The sequence below is a fragment of the Streptomyces sp. NRRL F-2580 genome (assembly GCF_000720115.1).
In the GTDB taxonomy this organism is placed as follows: Bacteria; Actinomycetota; Actinomycetes; order Streptomycetales; family Streptomycetaceae; genus Streptomyces.
On record NZ_JOIR01000003.1, the window covers coordinates 74,917 to 91,892 of the forward strand.

A 16,976-nucleotide genomic window follows, 5' to 3' on the forward strand; every position below is an offset into this window, starting at 1 on the left:
CGGAGCCGGCGGCCCGGCCTTCGGGGAGGGGTTTGTCATGGCTCGGGAGACGACGTATCTGGAGCTGTCGCAGGACGGCGGCGGGGCGCACAAGTTCTACGAGGTGACCGTCGACGGCACGGCCGTCTCCGTGCGGTACGGACGCATCGGCGCGGACGGCCAGCTGCAGAGCTCCTCGTTCCCGACCGCCGAGAAGGCCCGGGCGGCCGCCGCGAAGAAGATCGGCGAGAAGGTCCGCAAGGGGTACGCCCCGGCGGTGCGGGGGCAGCGCGCCGCCCGCTCGGTGACCCGCCGCCAGGTGACGTCGGCGCCGTCGACGGCGCGGGCGGTGGCCCCGGTGCTGTGGCGTTTCCGCACCGGCTCCTCCGCTTTCGGGATCCACGTGGACGAGGACCGCTGCTGGGTCGGCAACCAGGCCGGCGACGTCTACACGCTGAGCCACGGCGGTGAGGTGCTGGCCCGGTATTCGCTGCCGGACGGGGTGAAGTGCCTGGTGGCGGACGAGTTCTGGATATACGCGGGCTGTGACGACGGCACGGTGTACGACCTGTCGTCGAAGGTTCCCTTCGGTGCGTACGACATCGCGGAGGACGTGGACATCTTCTGGCTCGACATCCGCGAGGGCGTCCTGAACGTCTCGGACCGCAACGGCGGGCTGACGGTCATCGACCACGAGGACGAGTTCCAGTGGTCGAGGCGCTCGGCCGGCTCCAACGCGTGGATGGTCCGGGCGGACGCGGACGCCGTCTACCACGGGCACAGCAAGGGGGTGACTGCGTACGCGCCGGACGGCGGCCGGGAGCTGTGGCACACCGCGACCAACGGCTCGGTGCTGTTCGGCTGGCAGGAGGACCACGCGGTGTACGCGGGCACCGGGCGGAACACCGTGCAGCGGCTGTCGAAGACGACGGGCGCGGTGGAGGCCACCTACCGGTGCGACGCGGCGGTGTACTCGTGCGCCACCTCGCCGGACGGGCGGCACGTCTTCGCCGGCGACCTCTCCTCCTCGGTGTACTGCTTCGACGCCGACGGGCAGCGGCTGTGGAAGCTGGGCACGGGCAGTGGGTCCGCGCTGTCCATGCAGTACCTGGACGAGCGGCTGTACCTGGTCACCACGGACGGCTCGCTGGTCTGCGTGGATGCGAGCGGGCAGGCGATCGCGGCGGCCCAGCAGGGCTCGGTGCCGGCTCCGGTGGACGTGAAGTCGGCGGCGGCCCTGCCGGTGTTCACCCCGGCCGCGTCGGCCTCTGCGGTGGCGACCGTTTCGATGGCCGTGGTGACCTCGGAGCCGGCCGGCGGTGTGGTGGTGGAGTGCGTCCAGCAGGGTGGCCGGATGCGGGTGCAGGTGGTGTCGGACGGCTTCGAGCCCTCGTGGAACGTGCAGTTCCCGCGCGGGATACGGGAGCCGGGCGCCCGGTACGTGGTCGAGGGGCTGCACGCGGCCTCAGGTGGCTTCTACCGGGTCCGCGGAGAAATACGACGGCTTGTGTGAGCGGCAGGCCGCCGGGGTGGCACCGGCGGGGGCCGGCGTGGGTATCGCGAAGGGCGTTCCTTCGGGGAGCGCGGGGGTCACGTACAGCACGACCGGTTCGGTGCCGAGGTTGTGGCCCAGGTGGATGTGCCCGATGCCCGCGGGTTCCACGAAGGTGGTCCCGGCCCGATGCACCTCGACGGTGCGGTCGTGGAGGACCCGGGTCAGGGTCCCCGCCAGCACCACGGCGTCCAGCCGGACCCGGTGGAAGTGCCAGCCGGTGCAGCCGCCGGGCGGGATGACGATCTCCCGGCCCGACGGGGCCGCGGCACCACGTGCCCTGCCCGGCCGTGCCGTCGTCGCCTGCCGTCCACCCATGAGCCCTCCTCCGTGGACCGGCCTCCGGTCCACGGCCCCACCGTAGAAGGCGTCCCGGTATCGAGGAAGAGTTGGTGAAACATCAACCGCCCCTCGCCACCAGGTGATATGAGGCCCCTACGGCGGTATCACACCTCTATGAGCCTGGTGGTTTTCGAGTCGCTGAAGCAGATCCACTGCGCCGAGTGCCGACAGGGCCCGCTCCGGCACCTCGTGCGCGAGGCTGGCGTGCCGCGCTGTCTGGACTGCGCGGATCTGGGACACCTGGTCTACCTGCCGCGCGGGGACGCGGCGCTCACCCGCCGTTCACGTGAGGCCAGTTCGCTCTCGGCCGTCGTCGTCCGCTTCCACAGGCGCCGCCGTCGGTACGAGCGCCTGGGGCTCCTCGTCGAGGACGCCGCCCTGGCCCGGGCGGAGCGCGACTGTCTCGCGGACTCCGAGGCACGGGCGCGCCGGCGGGAGCGCGACCGGCTGCGCCGCGCGGCCGAGGACACCCGGTTCACGGCGGCGTTCGCCGCCGAGATAGTGCGGCTGTTCCCCGGGTGTCCGGCCGACCGGGCGGTGGCGATCGCCCAGCACGCCTCGGTGCGCGGCAGCGGCCGGGTGGGCCGCACCGCGGCCGGCCGGGCCCTCGACGAGTCGGCGGTCTCGGTCGCGGTGCGGGCGGCGGTGCGGCACACCGACACCGAGTACGACGCGCTGCTGATGGCGGGCGTCCCCCGGTTCGCGGCCCGCGCCCGGCTGGCCGCGCGGATCGACGCCATCCTGGACGGGTGGCGTTCCCTGCCTAGTTGAGGCGGAAGCGACGGTAGAGGAGGACACCGCCGAGCAGGAGGGCTCCGCTGCCGGGCAGCAGGTATCCGAGGCCGTCGGCCCCGGTGTGGGCGAGGGCCTCGGTGTGCCGCGGCGGTGCGGGCGGGGTGACCGGCCGTTCTGTGACGGGCGGTTCGGTGACTGGCGGTTCGGTGACGGGCGGTTCGGTGACGGGCGGCTGGGCGGGCTTGCCACCGGTGGGCTCCTCACCGTTGACGGAGGTGTTGCCGTGCGAGGAGTTGCCGACGCCGACGACGCTCACGGAATTGCCGCTGAGGTTCAGCGGGAGCTCGACGGGAAGCTGCAGGCCGTTGCCGGACAGCACTCCGGGCGAATCCTTTTCGCGCCCTTCCGCCACTGCCCCTCCCCCGTTTCCCGCTCCCGGTTTCGACGGATGTGATGAGGTCCCCTGCCCGGGATGCCCGCCACCGCCTCCCGGTGTCTCGTTGGCACAGCGGTTCCCGGCGGCCGAGTTGAGCACGCCGACCACGCTCACGGTGTTCCCGCACACGTTCACCGGGACGTGCACGGGCAGCTGCGCCAGATTCCCGGACAGCAGCCCGGGCGAGCCTTCGGCCCGGCCGCCCGCGTCCGCATCGGCGTAGGCGAAGCCGCTCACGCCCGCGACCGCCAGTCCACCTCCCGCAACCACCGCCGCGATCAAGCCATTCCGACGACTGTGACGCATGAGTTTCCCTGCTTTCCGGAGGATTCAGCGGGTGCTGCACCCGCACCGGAGATAACGCGGTAAACCCATTCGGGTTATAGAGGCGATCGGCATTTCACTCCATCGTGTACTGGGTAATGCCTACTTCATGACTGATCGCCCGCTGCTCCTCCTCGACGTGGACGGACCGCTCAATCCCTTCCGTTCGCCCCTCGCCGGCCTGCGCGGCTACCGGAGCCACCGGATGCGGCCGGACGTCTGGCTCTCCTACCGCGACCCCGATTCGCGCAGCGCCCGGCGCGGTGCGCGGGTCCGCCTCCACCCGTCCCACGGGGCCCGGCTGTTGGCCCTGCCCTTCGAACTCGCCTGGGCCACCGCCTGGACGCACCAGGCCAACACACTGATCGCCCCGCACATCGGACTCCCCGGCGACCTGTCCGTCATCGACTGGCCGGAACTCTTCGTCGAGGACCCCGACGGCCTCTCCTGGAAGACCCGCCATCTCGTCGACTGGGCGGCGGGGCGGCCCTTCGCATGGGTCGACGACATGATCAACCCGCGCGACCGCGCCTGGGTCGCCGCCCACTACCCGGCCCCCGCCCTCCTCCTGCGCATCCACCCCCGCCACGGTCTGCGGGACCGCGACTTCACCACGTTGACGGGCTGGGCCGCCGGGCTCAGCCCAGCAGAGCGGTGACCGGGTCCGCCGAGGGACGGCCCCTGGGCCACCAGTCGTTGTCGCCCAAGCGGTCCTCGTAGCAGTACCAGAGGCCTTCGCGGCCTAGGCGGAGCTGGCGGGTGCGGATCGTCAGGCGGTTGCGGTCCGGGCGGAAGGAACCCTGGCCCGCGGCGAGCAGAGCCGGCCGGGCCCGGTCGAAGGGACCCGCCGGCGGGTCCCAGGGCTCCTCCAGGGCGGCCAGTGCCGGGCGGCCGCCCTGGCGCCACGCAGCGGCGGCCCTGGCGAGCTCGGTGGTGGTACGGCCGGTCGCGCGGGCCAGGTCCCGGTAGAGGGTGCGGGCCGTGCCCGTCAGGCCCGCCGTGGGGTGCGCGGAGGCGAGCCGGACCGCGTCCTGCCAGAGGTCGAGCCCGGCGATCGGGTCCTCGCCGGTGGTGAGGAGGGCCAGGGCGCGGGCCGCCGCGTCGCAGGCGAGCTGGTCCAGGGCCAGCGGGTCCGGGGCCGCCGGATCGGCCGGATACGCGGGCGGGAGGCCCGCGGCGGCGGGCGCCGGGAGCGGCGCGGGCAGCGGCGGCAGACCGGTGCGCGCGAGCGCCGCCCGGGCCGGCACGCCCGGGAAGTCCGGCGCCGCGTCGGGCTGTTCGCGCGCGGCGTGGGCGGCGTTGCGGCGGGTGAGCTCGTCGAGGAGCTCCCGCTCGCCCCGGCCGCGCAGGAGCAGCAGGACGAAGGGGTCCTCGTCGAGGAGGCGGGCCGCCCGGTAGCAGAGGGCCGCCGCGTGCTTGCACGGCGGACGCCCGAAGTCCGGGCAGGAGCAGTGCGGGACGAGCTCGCCCGCGCGAGGCAGGACGCTCTGCGCGAGCGACTGCGGAACCTCCCGCTCCAGCAGGGCGGCGAGCGCGCCGGGGTCGGCCGCGACCGCCTCCAGGAGCTCGTCCCACTCCGGTTCCGCGAAGGCGGGCAGGGTCAGCTCGGTACGGTACGGGCGGGCCCGGCTGCCCCGGACGTACGCCACGATCCGGCCGGGCGTAACGGTCACCGCGTCGACGTGCCCCTCCTCGGCGTACGCTCGGCCCCGGGCCAGCCGGGCCGCATCGTGCGAGACCTCCTCCAGCGCCGTCACCCAGGCCCGGCCCCACCAGCTCACGGCCGCCGCCCCGGCGGGCACGGTCTCGAAGGTGCGGCGGCGGTCGTCCCGCGCGGTGATCATGCGGGCCTTCGCAGGGAGACGAGGTCGGCCAGCTCGCGGTCGGTCAGCTCGGTCAGGGCCGACTCGCCCGAGCCGAGGACGGCGTCGGCCAGGGCCCGCTTCGCCTCCAGCATCTCGGCGATGCGGTCCTCGACGGTGCCTTCGGCGATGATCCGGTGGACCTGGACGGGCTGGGTCTGGCCGATGCGGTAGGCACGGTCGGTGGCCTGTTCCTCCACGGCCGGGTTCCACCAGCGGTCGAAGTGGATGACGTGGCCGGCCCGGGTGAGGTTCAAGCCTGTGCCCGCCGCCTTCAGGGACAGCAGGAACACGGGGACCTCGCCCGCCTGGAAACGGTCGACGAGCTCCTCCCGGCGCGGCACCGGCGTCCCGCCGTGCCATGCCGCGTCGTTCCATGCCCTCGCTCGACTCGATCACGGCCATCGCCTCGTCCACCGCGGCCTGGTAGAGCGAGGCCTGCTCCCGGGTGAGCGAGACGGGGTGGTCGGTCTCCGTCTTCGGCGGCAGCTCGGGCGCGATGCCGGGGTCGGACTTCTTGCGCCGCAGCAGGAACGGCCGTACGAGCGCGGACAGCCGGGCGACCGCCGCCTCGTTGCCGCCGTCCTCCTCCGTCTGGTGCTCCACCGGGCGGGCGTGGCGGGCCCTGAAGGCGGTGAGCGGCCCCAGCAGACCCGGCGTGGTCCAGTCGAGCAGCGCCCACAGCTCGGAGAGGTTGTTCTCCACCGGGGTGCCGGTCAGCGCCACGCGGGCCGGCGCCGGCACCGTGCGCAGCGCCTTCGCGGTCGCCGAATGCGGGTTCTTGACGTGCTGCGCCTCGTCGGCGACGACCATGCCCCAGCTCTGTGCCGCCAGCAGGGCGGCGCTGGCGCGCATGGTGCCGTACGTGGTGAGCACGAACCCGCCCTCACAGGACGTCAGGTCCTCGATGCTGCGCCCGCCGCCGTGGAAGCGGCGCACGGGCGTGCCGGGAGCGAACTTCTCGATCTCCCGCTGCCAGTTGCCCAGGAGGGACGCGGGACACACCACGAGCGTCGGCTCGGGCCGGTCCCGGTGCAGGTGCAGCGCGATCAGGGTGACGGTCTTGCCCAGGCCCATGTCGTCGGCGAGGCAGCCGCCGAGACCGAGGGAGGTCATCAGGTCCAGCCAGGCCAGGCCGCGGGCCTGGTAGTCGCGCAGGGTGGCCTTGAGGGCGGCGGGCTGCGGGAGCGGGGCAAGCTCCCCCGTCAGCCGCTCCCGCAGGGCGGCCAGGGCCCCCACCGGCACCGCCTCGACCGGCTCGCCGTCGACCTCGGCCGTCCCCGACAGCGCGACGGCCAGCGCGTCCACCGGGTCCAGCACGCCCAGCTCCCGCTTGCGCGCCTTGCGCACCAGCTCCGGATCGACCCGCACCCACTGGTCCCGCAGCCGCACGACGGGCCGGTGGGCCTGCGCCAGCGCGTCCATCTCACCCGGGGTGAGCCGGTCCCCGCCCAGCGCCAGCTCCCAGGAGAAGGCGAAGAGGTGCTCGGCGTCGAAGAAGGCGGTGCCCTCGGTCGCGGAACCGGGCGCGGTGGACCGTACGACGGCGGTCGCGGACAGCGTACGGGCCAGCTCGCGCGGCCAGTGGACCAGGACCCCGGCGGCCGCCAGCCGGCTCGCGGCCACCCCCAGCAGGTCCTCCAGCTCCGGGTCTGACAGGGCGAGGGCATCGGGCACGGGCTGGTCCAGCAGCCGCAGCAGGGGCGGCCAGACCCGAGCGGCCCGGCGCAGCGCGAGCACGGCGTCGATCCGGGCGCGGGATCCGAAACCGGCGGCCGCCGTGCCCGCCCACAACTGCGCCGCGTCGGTGACCAGGGTCGGGTCGGCGAGGCTGTGCACCTGGACGACGGCGGCCCCGGCGCGCCGGACGTCCTCGCCCTCGGCTTCGTCGAAGAGGCGGAAGGAGGACAAGTCGAGCCGCAGCGAGATCCCGACGCCCGCGTCGGCCCCGGCCGCGACCTGCGCGGCCCAGTCCTGTATCCCGGGCACCCGCTGCGCCTCCCGCGCGGCGAACGGCCGCCCGGCGGCCACGGCCGCGGCCGGGGTACGGGGCAGGCTGTCGGCGACGGCGTCGAGGAACGCGCGGACCAGCGCCTCCGGTTCGGGCAGCTGGAGCGGACGGCGGCCGGCGAGGGGCGTCGCGTACCCCTCGTGCGGAAGGGCCGCGGCGACCGCGCGCAGGTGGTCGATGTCGGCGGCATCGAGCGGCCCGGCGCGCCAGGCGTCCATGCCCTCGGGGGTGAGCCCGGGGAGCAGCCGGCCGCGGGCGGCCAGGGTGAGCGCCTGCGTGGCGGCGGTCCCCCAGGCGCGGGTGGCGGGGTGCGCGGCGGGGCTCCGGGGCGCCCGCGCGAGCAGGGGCAGGGCGGAGGCGACGGAGAAGGTCACGGCGGGCACGGTCCGGCTGCGGACCCCCTCGCCGTGCGGGCGCACGACGGTGAGCGGCGCCGGCGTACCCATCTCGGGCAGGGCGTCCCCGTCGGGTGCCCAGAAGGCGACCCGCCCCTCGCGGGGGACGGCGGCGGGCAGGAAGACGGCGGCGTGGCGCAGCAGCGCGGCTGCCCGCGGCTGCGACCCCGACTGCGGCTGCGACCCGGGCTGCGGCTGTGGCTGCGACCCGGACTGCGGCTGCGGCTCCCACTGCGGTGTCACGTGTCCCCCTCCCCCGGCTTTCCCGTCGATCTGCTTGCGGATCCGCTGATTGCGGATCTGCTGACATCCCCTGCCGACGAGTCTAGGCGCGGCCACCGACAAAGGCCTCTGACCTGCGGATCAGCGCCCCCAGCGGCCCTGCTCCGTCGCGTAGCCGTACACCGGCCGGCCGGGCGCGGCGCTCGTGCGCAGCGGCCGCCCGCCGTCGTCGATGCGCAGGGTGCCCGAGCCGGAAGGCCCGGACCACCGGAGGTCGAGGAACCAGTCGCAGTCGCAGCCCGTGGTGATGGCCTCCACCCGCAGGACGACCGGTTCGGCCGCCGAGACGCGCATCGGGAAGGCGGGGGCGGGCAGGGTGCCCCCGGCGTCGTTCCCGGCGACCGGGCGGGCCAGCGGCCGCGGCGCGTCCAGGTTGACGGCGAAGACGGCCGGGGTGAGCGCCCCGCCGCAGCCCTGCGACATCTGGTAGACGTTCCAGGCCGGCGGGGTGCGGCGGCCTGCCACGCGGACCTCCAGGTCCTCCAGGACCACGGCTCCCGGGCCCGTCCCGTGCAGGGTGAACTCCACGATCTGCGTCCCGGCGTGCACGGCGCGCAGTTTCGACGCCCAGGCGGGCGCGTCCGCCTCCACGGGCGGCGGGGGCACCGACCCCGGACCCCGCTCGGACAGGTAGGCATGATCGCAGCCCGCGGTCCACACGTGCGACCGCACCGCCGCCCTCAAGGGTGCTGCCGGAGCCGGGGACGGGGCCGGGACCGCCCGTGACGAGGTGGAGGGCGCGGCGGACGCCGGACCCGGACCACCGGCCGGTGGCGGAGTTTCCGTTGCGGTCGCGGCCTCGGATGCCGACGCCGGGACGGACGCCGTTCCGGAGGCACCGGCGGATGCCGCGGGCGCCGTCATGCCCGGCCCGGACCCCGTCACCCCGTCCGTCCACGCTCCGGACCGCGGCGCACGGGGCTCGGGGCCGGCCGCCACCAGCAGAGCCACGGCCACCGCGCCCGCCGCCACCCCCGCGGCGGCGACCACGGCCGCCCGCCTCCGGTACCAGGGCCTGCCGCCCGCCGGCTCCGCGACGACGGCCGGTTCCCCCACGACGACGGCGGCCTCCGCCCCCGAATCCGAGCCGAAGCCCGAATCCGAGCCGAAGCCCGACTCCGGCTCCGGCTCCTCCATCGCCACTGAGCCCGCCACCGGCACCGGCTCCCGCACCGGTGGCGCCACCGCCCGCCGCCGCGCATCGGCCAGCAGCCACGCCCGGTGCAGGTTCACCGCCTCCCCCGGCGACGCCCCGCAGGCCCGTGCGAAGCGGTCCACCACCGCGAACTCCGTGGGCAGCGCCTCCCCCTTGCAATAGCGGTGCAAGGTCGACGTGCTCGTGTGCAGGCGGCGCGCCAGGGCGCCGTAGCTCAGCCCGCCACGCTCCTTCAGTTCCCGCATCAGCCGCGCGAAATTCTCGGCCTCGCTCACCGCGTTCCCCCGTCCGACGTCCCGTGACCGCGTTCCATGCCTGAGGTGTTCCCCCAGGTGACAGCCCGTACGGCCGTTCCAGCGTCCCGAATTCACCCCAAACCGTGGCCGGCGGGGCGGCCCGGGGAACAGGCTCGTCAGGCACACCGAACCACTCACGGGGAGACCGTTCATGTTCCGACGCACCGACACCGTCGCCACGCTCGCCACCGCGCTCGTCGCGGCGGCCGCCGCACTCGTCCTGACCGCCTCGGCCTCCGCCACGGCCGCCACCGCGACGCCCGTCCCGCCCGGCTTCCTGGCCGGCGCCGACCTGCCGCCGCACCCCGGCTCGGCCTGGTACCCGGGCAAGATCACCAAGGGGCTGCCCGAGTTCGCGCCGTTCTGCCTGGACGGCGTCCTTCCGGCGGCGGGCAGCTGGCACCGCGCCTTCGGCAGCGAGTTCGACACCAGCGCCGTGCAGGTCTCCGTACGGTCCGCCTCGCCCTCCGCGGCGGCCGAGCTCGTCGGCACGCTGGAGCGCAAGGTCGCGGCCTGCGCCGCCGACTGGCTGCGGACGACCCCGGGCGGCACCGCCTCCTGGGACGACTACGGGAAGCTCACCGTCGAGGAGGGCGCACACGTCTACGGGGTCCACGCCTCGATTCCCGACTCCGAGCCCGGCGTGCACCTGTTCGGGATCGGGCGCGACGGCTCCACCGTCACCGTCGTGAAGTGGAGCGAGATGGGCGACCTGTCCCACGCCCCGGTCGCCGCGTTCAAGAAGACGACCACGGCGGCCGTGAACAAGCTCAACCCGTAGCCGGGAGCCGGGCCGCCCCCAGGCCGCCGGAGCCCCGGCGTGGGACCATGGACAGGAGAGGCGATGGCCATGCGTTCCGGAAATGAGCCTGTGACCGCGCGCAGTCCGCTGCGGCTGCGGTTCTGGTTGGGTGTCTGGGGGCTGATCTGGGCCGCCGCCGGGACGGTCGCCTTCGCGCTGGCGGGCCGTCCCGGATGGGCGGCCGCCTGCGGGGCCCTGGCGGTCGTCGTGACCGTGGACCTGGTCATGATCGTGCGCCACATCCGGCAGGGGCCGCACTACCAGCCCGGCCCGGACATCCCTCCGTACGAACCGCCCCGCGGCCGGTGATCCGACAGCCGGCGGGCACCCGTGGGCGGCCGGATCAGGCCTGGTCCTCGAAGCGGGCCGCCGCCAGGTACTCCGGCTGCGGGTCGAGGGCGGCGGCCAGGCGGAAGTGCTTGCGCGCCTGCTCCGGCCGGCCCGCGCGCTCATGGGTACGGGCCAGCGCGAAGTGGGCGAAGGCGTTGTCCGGCTCCCGTTCCAGCACCAGCTCGAACTCCAGCTCCGCCGGCCGCAGTTGGGCGGCGGCGAAGAAGGCCCGGGCCCGCAGCAGGCGGGCCGCCGTGTTCTCCGGGTGGGCGGCTATGACCGAGTCGAGCAGCTTGACCGCGCCGCGCGGGTCGCGCGCGGCCAGCAGCTGCTCCGCGGCCCGGAAGTCTATGACGTGGGTTTCCGGGCTGGACGGCGTGGGGCGCGTGGTCTCGGACACGGTCTGGATCCTTCCCTCTACGGGCGCGTTCAACGCCCGCACTACGGCCGGTATTCCATGCACACGACAGGGCCCACGTCAGGGCGCCCGGCCGGTCACCCGGGACGTCAGGGGGTCCCGGCGGCGGCCCGCGCCGTGAGCTCCTCCCACACCTTGCGCACCTGCGGCTCCAGCGCCTCCAGCGCCCCGTCGTTGTCGATCACGAGGGTCGCCACCGCGAGCCGCTGCTCCCGCGTGGCCTGCGCGGCCATCCGGGCCCGCGCCTCCTCCTCGGCCATCCCGCGCAGGGCGGTCAGCCGCGCCAGCTGCGTCTGCGGCGCCGCGTCCACCACGACCACCAGGTCGTAGAGCGGTGCCAGGCCGTTCTCCGCGAGCAGCGGTACGTCGTGCACCACGATCGCGTCCGCCCCCGCGGCGGCTTCCAGCTCGGCCGACCGGGCCCCGACCAGCGGGTGCACGATCGCGTTGAGCGTCTGGAGCTTTGCCGGGTCCGCGAACACGATGGATCCGAGCTTCGGCCGGTCCAGCACCCCCTCGGCGGTCAGCACCGACTCCCCGAAGGCCGCCACGACGGCAGCGAGCCCCGGCGTACCGGGCTCCACCACCTCGCGCGCGATCCGGTCGGCGTCGACGACGATCGCCCCGTACCCCGCCAGCAGTCGCGAGACCTCGCTCTTGCCGGCACCGATTCCGCCCGTCAGTCCTACTTTCAGCATGCCCGCAGCCTAGATGATCGATTCCAAGGGGTCAGTGATCGTAGGCGGGCACAGCGATCAGCCCGCCCCAACTGATCGATCTGGCCCGGCCTTCGCGGCACAGATCGGTGTGCGGTGGGATGCTCCGGGCGGAAAAGGAGTCCACTTTCATCAAATTGGACTTCGCGTGACCATGATTGGCGTCTATACGGTCGCGGCATGCATATCCACGTCGTAGACGCCTTCACCGACCGGCCGTTCGCTGGCAACCCCGCGGGCGTATGCCTGCTCGATACCGAAGACTGGCCTGAGGATGCCTGGATGCAGCAGGTAGCAGCCGAGATGAACCACTCGGAGACCGCCTTCGCGCGGCCGCTCCCCTCCGGCGACGACGCCGACTGGGAGATCCGCTGGTTCACCCCACTCGTCGAGACCAATCTGTGCGGCCATGCCACTTTGGCCACGGCGCACACACTGAGGCGGGAGCGTGGGGTTGTCGGCGCGCTGCGTTTCCGCAGCCGGTTCAGCGGCATCCTCACCGCGCATACGCACGAGGACGGCCGCGTCACCCTGGACTTCCCGGCCGCGCCCGGCACTGAAAGCCCATTGCCGGAAGGCCTGTCGGAGGCCCTGGGGGTGAAGCCGGAGGCCGCCTTCCGCACCGGTGCGCTCGGCGATCTGTTGACCGTCCTGCCGGACGAGGCCACCGTCCGGGCCGTGATCCCCAACCTCGACGTGATGGCCGACATGACCCGCCGCGAGGGCCTGCGCGGCGTCATCATCACAGCCCCAGCGCCCAGTCCCGGCCTGGAGTACGACTTCGTCTCCCGCTTCTTCTCACCCGCCGAGGGCATCCTCGAGGATCCGGTCACGGGCAGCGCCCACACCGCGCTGGCCCCCTACTGGTCGACGCGGATCGACCGCGACGAGCTCACCGGCCTGCAGGTATCCGCGCGCACCGGGCTGGTCAGGACCGCCATGCACGGTGACCGCGTTCATCTCACCGGGCACGCGGTCACCGTTTTTGACGGGGCCCTGCATGTTTAACTGATCGATTCCGCAGGATCGGCTGCGCGGATGGGCGAGGGGGCCCAACGTCATTGTGTGAGAACAGAATTGGACTCCCTCGCCACCGACGATGTGTGGATCGTGGACTCCACGCCAGTGGAGTGCGGCCGCGCGCGGGAGACCGTCAAACGCTCCGACCTGGCCGGATGGGCCGAGTACGGGTACTGCGCCAGCCAACTCGACCTCGAACAGCACCGAGGGCGAACGTCCGGCGGTGTCGTCGCCCGCGTCATGCAGCGCATCCTCGCGCTGACCGCCGCCATCTGGCACAACGGCCACACCGGACAGCCCATCCTTCGCTCACTGACCGCCTATGACCACTGACCCCTTGGAATAGATCATCTAGGCCCTGTCCGGCCGGTCTTCGTCAGGCCCGCGGCGTCACCCGGACCCTGCCCCCGGTGCCCCTGCTGCCCGTCGGCGTCAGTTCTCGCCCTCGCGCTCCGCCAGGAACCGCTCGAACTCGCGCCCGATCTCGTCGGCCGACGGAATCTCCGCGGGCTCGGCGATCATGTTGCCCCGGGTCTCGGCTCCGGCGGCCGCGTCGAACTGGTGCTCCAGCCCCTGCACCAGGGCGACGAGTTCCTCGTCGCCCTCCCGGATCTGCCGGTCGATCTCCGTCTGCGTGCGGTGTGCCTCGGTCCGCAGCGCGTGCGCCACGGCCGGCAGGACCAGCCCGGTCGCCGCCGTGATCGCCTCCAGCACCGTCAGAGCGGCGTCCGGGTACGGGGAGCGCGCGACGTAGTGCGGTACGTGCGCGGCGACACCCAGCACGTCGTGCCCGGCCTGGGCCAGGCGGAACTCCACCAGGGACTCCGCGCTGCCCGGCACCTGGGCCTCGTCGAAGGGGCTGCGGTGCCCCGGCATGAGGTCGGTCCGGTTGCCGTGCGGGGTGATGCCCACGGGACGGGTGTGCGGCACGCCCATCGGAATGCCGTGGAAGTTGACCGAGAGCCGGACCCCGAGGCGCTCGACGATCTGCCGGACGGCGACGGCGAAGCGCTCCCACTCCACGTCCGGCTCCGGGCCGGACAGCAGCAGGAACGGCGCACCCGTGGCGTCCTGGACCAGCCGGACCTCCAGCCGGGGCTCTTCGAACTCCGTCCAGTGGTCGCGCTGGAAGGTCAGCAGCGGGCGCCGCGCCCGGTAGTCCACCAGCCGGTCCGCGTCGAAGCGGGCGACCACCTGGTGGGGCAGCGTGTCCAGCAGCCGCTCGACGATCTGCTCGCCGGCCTCACCGGCGTCGATGTACCCCTCGAAGTGGTACAGCATGACCAACCCGGCCGAGTCCTGGGCGACCGCCAGGTCGGCCACCGCCAGACCCTTGGCATCCCATTCGTACAAACCCTGTGGATCAAGCACCGTCACCACTCCTCCTCGCCGCGTTCTCTGCCAAGAACGTCCAAGGCGGCGCCACCATTCCCCAGTTGGCCGCATTCACAGGAACGCAACGGATCAACGAACGGTTCAGCGCAGGGATCGACGGCGGGATCGGCGGATCGAGGGAAAACGCGGTGAGGCCCGCCCCCCGAAGGGGACGGGCCTCACCGTTCAACTCGACTCAGCTCTGCTCACACCGGAGTGTGATGCGCGCTGCGATCAGCTCTGGCCGCCGGCCAGCTTCTCGCGGAGCGCGGCCAGGGCCTCGTCCGACGCCAGGGCGCCGGAGGTCTCGTCCGACTCCGAGGAGTACGAACCACCCGAGATGCCCGCACCGGCGTTGCCACCGGCGGCCGGGGCGGCAGCGCCCTCGGCGGCAGCGGCCTCGTCGGCCTCGCGGCTCTTGATGACCTGGGCCTGGTGCTGCTCGAAGCGCTGCTGCGCCTCGGCGTACTGGGTCTCCCAGGCCTCGCGCTGCTTCTCGTAGCCCTCGAGCCAGTCGTTGGTCTCGGGGTCGAAGCCCTCGGGGTAGATGTAGTTGCCCTGGTCGTCGTAAGACGCGGCCATGCCGTACAGGGTCGGGTCGAACTCGACCGACGCCGGGTCGGCACCGAAGGACTCGTTGGCCTGCTTCAGGGACAGCGAGATCCGGCGACGCTCGAGGTCGATGTCGATGACCTTGACGAAGATCTCGTCGTTGACCTGGACGACCTGCTCCGGGATCTCCACGTGGCGCTCGGCCAGCTCGGAGATGTGGACCAGACCCTCGATGCCCTCGTCCACGCGGACGAACGCACCGAACGGAACCAGCTTGGTGACCTTACCCGGGACGACCTGACCGATCTGGTGGGTCCGGGCGAACTGCTGCCACGGGTCCTCCTGCGTCGCCTTCAGCGACAGGGAGACGCGCTCGCGGTCCATGTCCACGTCGAGGACCTCGACGGTGACTTCCTGGCCGACCTCGACAACCTCGGACGGGTGGTCGATGTGCTTCCAGGACAGCTCCGAGACGTGCACGAGACCGTCGACGCCACCCAGGTCCACGAAGGCACCGAAGTTGACGATCGAGGAGACGACGCCGGAGCGGACCTGACCCTTCTGCAGGGTGGTGAGGAACGTCTGGCGAACCTCGGACTGGGTCTGCTCGAGCCAGGCGCGGCGGGACAGGACCACGTTGTTGCGGTTCTTGTCCAGCTCGATGATCTTCGCCTCGAGCTCCTTGCCCACGTAGGGCTGGAGGTCGCGGACGCGACGCATCTCGACGAGAGAGGCCGGCAGGAAGCCGCGGAGGCCGATGTCGAGGATGAGACCACCCTTGACGACCTCGATGACGGTACCGGTGACGATGCCGTCTTCTTCCTTGATCTTCTCGATGGTGCCCCAGGCACGCTCGTACTGAGCGCGCTTCTTCGAGAGGATCAGGCGGCCTTCCTTGTCCTCCTTCTGGAGAACCAGGGCCTCGATCTCGTCGCCGACCTTGACGACCTCGTTCGGGTCGACGTCGTGCTTGATCGAGAGCTCGCGGCTCGGGATGACGCCTTCGGTCTTGTAACCGATGTCGAGGAGAACCTCGTCCCGGTCAACCTTGACGATGACGCCGTCGACGATGTCCCCATCGTTGAAGTACTTGATCGTCTCGTCGATCGCCGCGAGGAACGCGTCCGCGTCGCCGATGTCGTTGACCGCAACCTGCGGAGTGGTGGCGGTGGTCTCGGTGCTGCTCGTCATGTGGGAAAGGGCTCCGGTTACGGACAGAAAGTCGTAGGTACTGCTACGCCGGGAGCCCTTATCGGCATCCACCGAAGACCGGACAGCCAAGGAGGCCCCCGATCTGCGGAAGAGCGGCGGGACCTCGAAAACCGAGGGGACATCAACAGATGCAAGCGCAGCCTGCTAGGTCTGAGGAGCACAGGCTCGCAGCGCAACTTGTAGCATACGGGGGCGGCCGGGCAGGGTCAATGCGCGAAGGCGCACACCCCGGGCGGATCACCGCATAACCGGCACAATTCGCGGGCGGAAGCGCGTTCCTGACGCTTCCTGCCACTTTCCGAAGACATTCGCAGACTACGACGACGGGCCCCATGAACCAAGAGGACTACGCCTCCGAAGACGCGTACGAAGCCGATCCCGGCTCTGTGGAAGACGCCGAGGCCACACGGCGTGACGCGGGGGAAGCGGAGAGCAGCCGGGCGAGCCGCGGCTGGTGGGACCGCAACGCCGACGACTACCAGAGCGAGCACGGCGCCTTCCTCGGAGACGACCGCTTCGTATGGGGACCCGAGGGGCTGGACGAGGCGCAGGCGGCCCTCCTCGGCCCCGCCGCCTCCCTCAAGGACAAGGACGTCCTGGAGATCGGCGCCGGCGCCGCCCAGTGCTCGCGCTGGCTCGCCGCGCAGGGCGCCCGCCCGGTGGCCCTCGACCTCTCCCACCGCCAGCTCCAGCACGCCCTGCGCATCGGCGACGACGTCCCCCTGGTCGAGGCCGACGCCGGCCGGCTGCCCTTCCGCGACGGCTCCTTCGACCTGGCCTGCTCCGCCTACGGGGCCGTCCCCTTCGTCGCCGACCCCGTCAACGTCATGCGCGAGGTGCGCCGCGTCCTGCGCCCCGGCGGCCGCTGGGTCTTCTCCGTCACCCACCCCATCCGCTGGGCGTTCCCCGACGAGCCCGGCCCCGAGGGGCTGTCCGTCGCCGCCTCCTACTTCGACCGGACCCCGTACGTGGAGCAGGACGAGCAGGGCCGCGCCGTGTACGTCGAGCACCACCGCACCCTCGGCGACCGGGTCCGCGACGTGGTGGCGGGCGGCTTCCGCCTCGTCGACCTGGTCGAGCCGGAGTGGCCCGAGTGGAACAGCCAGGAGTGGGGCGGCTGGTCCCCGCTGCGCGGCAACCTGATCCCCGGCACCGCGATCTTCGTGTGCGAGAGGGACTGAT

The 16,976-nt window shown here is 72.8% G+C and carries 15 protein-coding genes and 2 pseudogenes; 8 read left to right on the plus strand and 9 right to left on the minus strand.

The features are described from left to right. The first annotated feature begins 37 nt into the window (after positions 1–37). Positions 38–1,492: a WGR domain-containing protein gene (locus IF88_RS0103395; RefSeq protein ID WP_030707072.1), complete on the plus strand. Its 1,455-nt coding sequence runs from the start codon at positions 38–40 to the stop codon at positions 1,490–1,492. Here the strand turns inward: IF88_RS0103395 and IF88_RS41930 are convergent. Beyond that, positions 1,445–1,849, minus strand: coding sequence for a cupin domain-containing protein (locus IF88_RS41930; protein WP_051836376.1), 405 nt, complete (start codon positions 1,847–1,849; stop codon positions 1,445–1,447). The two genes, IF88_RS0103395 and IF88_RS41930, sit on opposite strands and share 48 nt — an antisense overlap. Before the next feature lie 138 nt (positions 1,850–1,987). Between IF88_RS41930 and IF88_RS0103405 the strand changes: the two genes are divergently transcribed. Continuing rightward, a complete protein-coding gene (locus tag IF88_RS0103405; RefSeq protein WP_030707078.1) occupies positions 1,988–2,644 on the plus strand; it encodes a DUF2293 domain-containing protein in 657 nt (218 codons plus the stop codon). On the opposite strand, the gene IF88_RS49290 is transcribed toward IF88_RS0103405, so the two are convergent. Next, the gene (locus IF88_RS49290; protein WP_030707080.1) at positions 2,637–3,350 is read right to left on the minus strand and encodes a chaplin; all 714 of its coding nucleotides are present in this window, start codon (positions 3,348–3,350) and stop codon (positions 2,637–2,639) included. The two genes, IF88_RS0103405 and IF88_RS49290, sit on opposite strands and share 8 nt — an antisense overlap. Before the next feature lie 127 nt (positions 3,351–3,477). Between IF88_RS49290 and IF88_RS0103415 the strand changes: the two genes are divergently transcribed. Then, positions 3,478–4,026 (plus strand): hypothetical protein, encoded by a 549-nt coding sequence (locus IF88_RS0103415; protein WP_030707082.1) that lies wholly within the window; start codon positions 3,478–3,480, stop codon positions 4,024–4,026. Here IF88_RS0103415 and IF88_RS0103420 read toward each other — a convergent pair. The 3 genes and pseudogenes from IF88_RS0103420 to IF88_RS48980 all read right to left on the minus strand — a co-directional run bounded on the left by IF88_RS0103420 (position 4,007) and on the right by IF88_RS48980 (position 9,349). After that, a complete protein-coding gene (locus tag IF88_RS0103420; RefSeq protein WP_030707084.1) occupies positions 4,007–5,212 on the minus strand; it encodes an SWIM zinc finger family protein in 1,206 nt (401 codons plus the stop codon). The two genes, IF88_RS0103415 and IF88_RS0103420, sit on opposite strands and share 20 nt — an antisense overlap. Beyond that, positions 5,209–7,879: pseudogene (locus IF88_RS40005) on the minus strand (DEAD/DEAH box helicase). Before IF88_RS40005 ends, IF88_RS0103420 begins: the two are co-directional and overlap by 4 nt. A gap of 120 nt (positions 7,880–7,999) precedes the next feature. Then, positions 8,000–9,349 carry a helix-turn-helix domain-containing protein gene (locus tag IF88_RS48980; RefSeq protein WP_051836381.1) on the minus strand — a complete coding sequence of 450 codons (1,350 nt, stop codon included), beginning with the start codon at positions 9,347–9,349 and terminating at the stop codon, positions 8,000–8,002. Positions 9,350–9,521: 172 nt separating this feature from the next. On the opposite strand from IF88_RS48980, the gene IF88_RS45220 reads away from it, so the two are divergent. Together IF88_RS45220 and IF88_RS0103440 are read left to right on the plus strand one after the other, a co-directional pair. Continuing rightward, a complete protein-coding gene (locus IF88_RS45220; RefSeq protein ID WP_030707088.1) occupies positions 9,522–10,151 on the plus strand; it encodes a hypothetical protein in 630 nt (209 codons plus the stop codon). Positions 10,152–10,220: 69 nt separating this feature from the next. After that, entirely contained in the window at positions 10,221–10,481 is a 261-nt protein-coding gene (locus IF88_RS0103440) for a DUF6343 family protein (protein ID WP_030707090.1), read from the plus strand. Between the two features lie 34 nt (positions 10,482–10,515). On the opposite strand, the gene IF88_RS0103445 is transcribed toward IF88_RS0103440, so the two are convergent. Both IF88_RS0103445 and coaE read right to left on the minus strand, forming a co-directional pair. After that, positions 10,516–10,902, minus strand: a complete 387-nt coding sequence (locus IF88_RS0103445; protein WP_030707092.1) for a tetratricopeptide repeat protein — start codon at positions 10,900–10,902, stop codon at positions 10,516–10,518. A 107-nt stretch (positions 10,903–11,009) separates the two neighbouring features. Then, the gene (coaE, locus tag IF88_RS0103450; RefSeq protein WP_030707094.1) at positions 11,010–11,618 is read right to left on the minus strand and encodes a dephospho-CoA kinase; all 609 of its coding nucleotides are present in this window, start codon (positions 11,616–11,618) and stop codon (positions 11,010–11,012) included. Between the two features lie 198 nt (positions 11,619–11,816). Here coaE and IF88_RS0103455 point away from each other — a divergent pair, with 198 nt between their 5' ends. Together IF88_RS0103455 and IF88_RS0103460 are read left to right on the plus strand one after the other, a co-directional pair. After that, entirely contained in the window at positions 11,817–12,644 is an 828-nt protein-coding gene (locus tag IF88_RS0103455) for a PhzF family phenazine biosynthesis protein (RefSeq protein WP_030707096.1), read from the plus strand. Positions 12,645–12,743: 99 nt separating this feature from the next. Continuing rightward, positions 12,744–12,989: pseudogene (locus IF88_RS0103460) on the plus strand (hypothetical protein); the annotation flags it as partial. A 99-nt stretch (positions 12,990–13,088) separates the two neighbouring features. Here IF88_RS0103460 and IF88_RS0103465 read toward each other — a convergent pair. Further along, on the minus strand, positions 13,089–14,027 hold the full coding sequence (locus IF88_RS0103465; protein ID WP_030707100.1) for a PAC2 family protein: 939 nt from the start codon (positions 14,025–14,027) through the stop codon (positions 13,089–13,091). Between the two features lie 237 nt (positions 14,028–14,264). Continuing rightward, positions 14,265–15,773 (minus strand): 30S ribosomal protein S1, encoded by a 1,509-nt coding sequence (gene rpsA / locus IF88_RS0103470; protein ID WP_030707101.1) that lies wholly within the window; start codon positions 15,771–15,773, stop codon positions 14,265–14,267. Between the two features lie 353 nt (positions 15,774–16,126). On the opposite strand from rpsA, the gene IF88_RS0103475 reads away from it, so the two are divergent. Then, positions 16,127–16,975 carry a class I SAM-dependent methyltransferase gene (locus IF88_RS0103475; protein WP_030707103.1) on the plus strand — a complete coding sequence of 283 codons (849 nt, stop codon included), beginning with the start codon at positions 16,127–16,129 and terminating at the stop codon, positions 16,973–16,975. Position 16,976 lies beyond the last annotated feature (1 nt).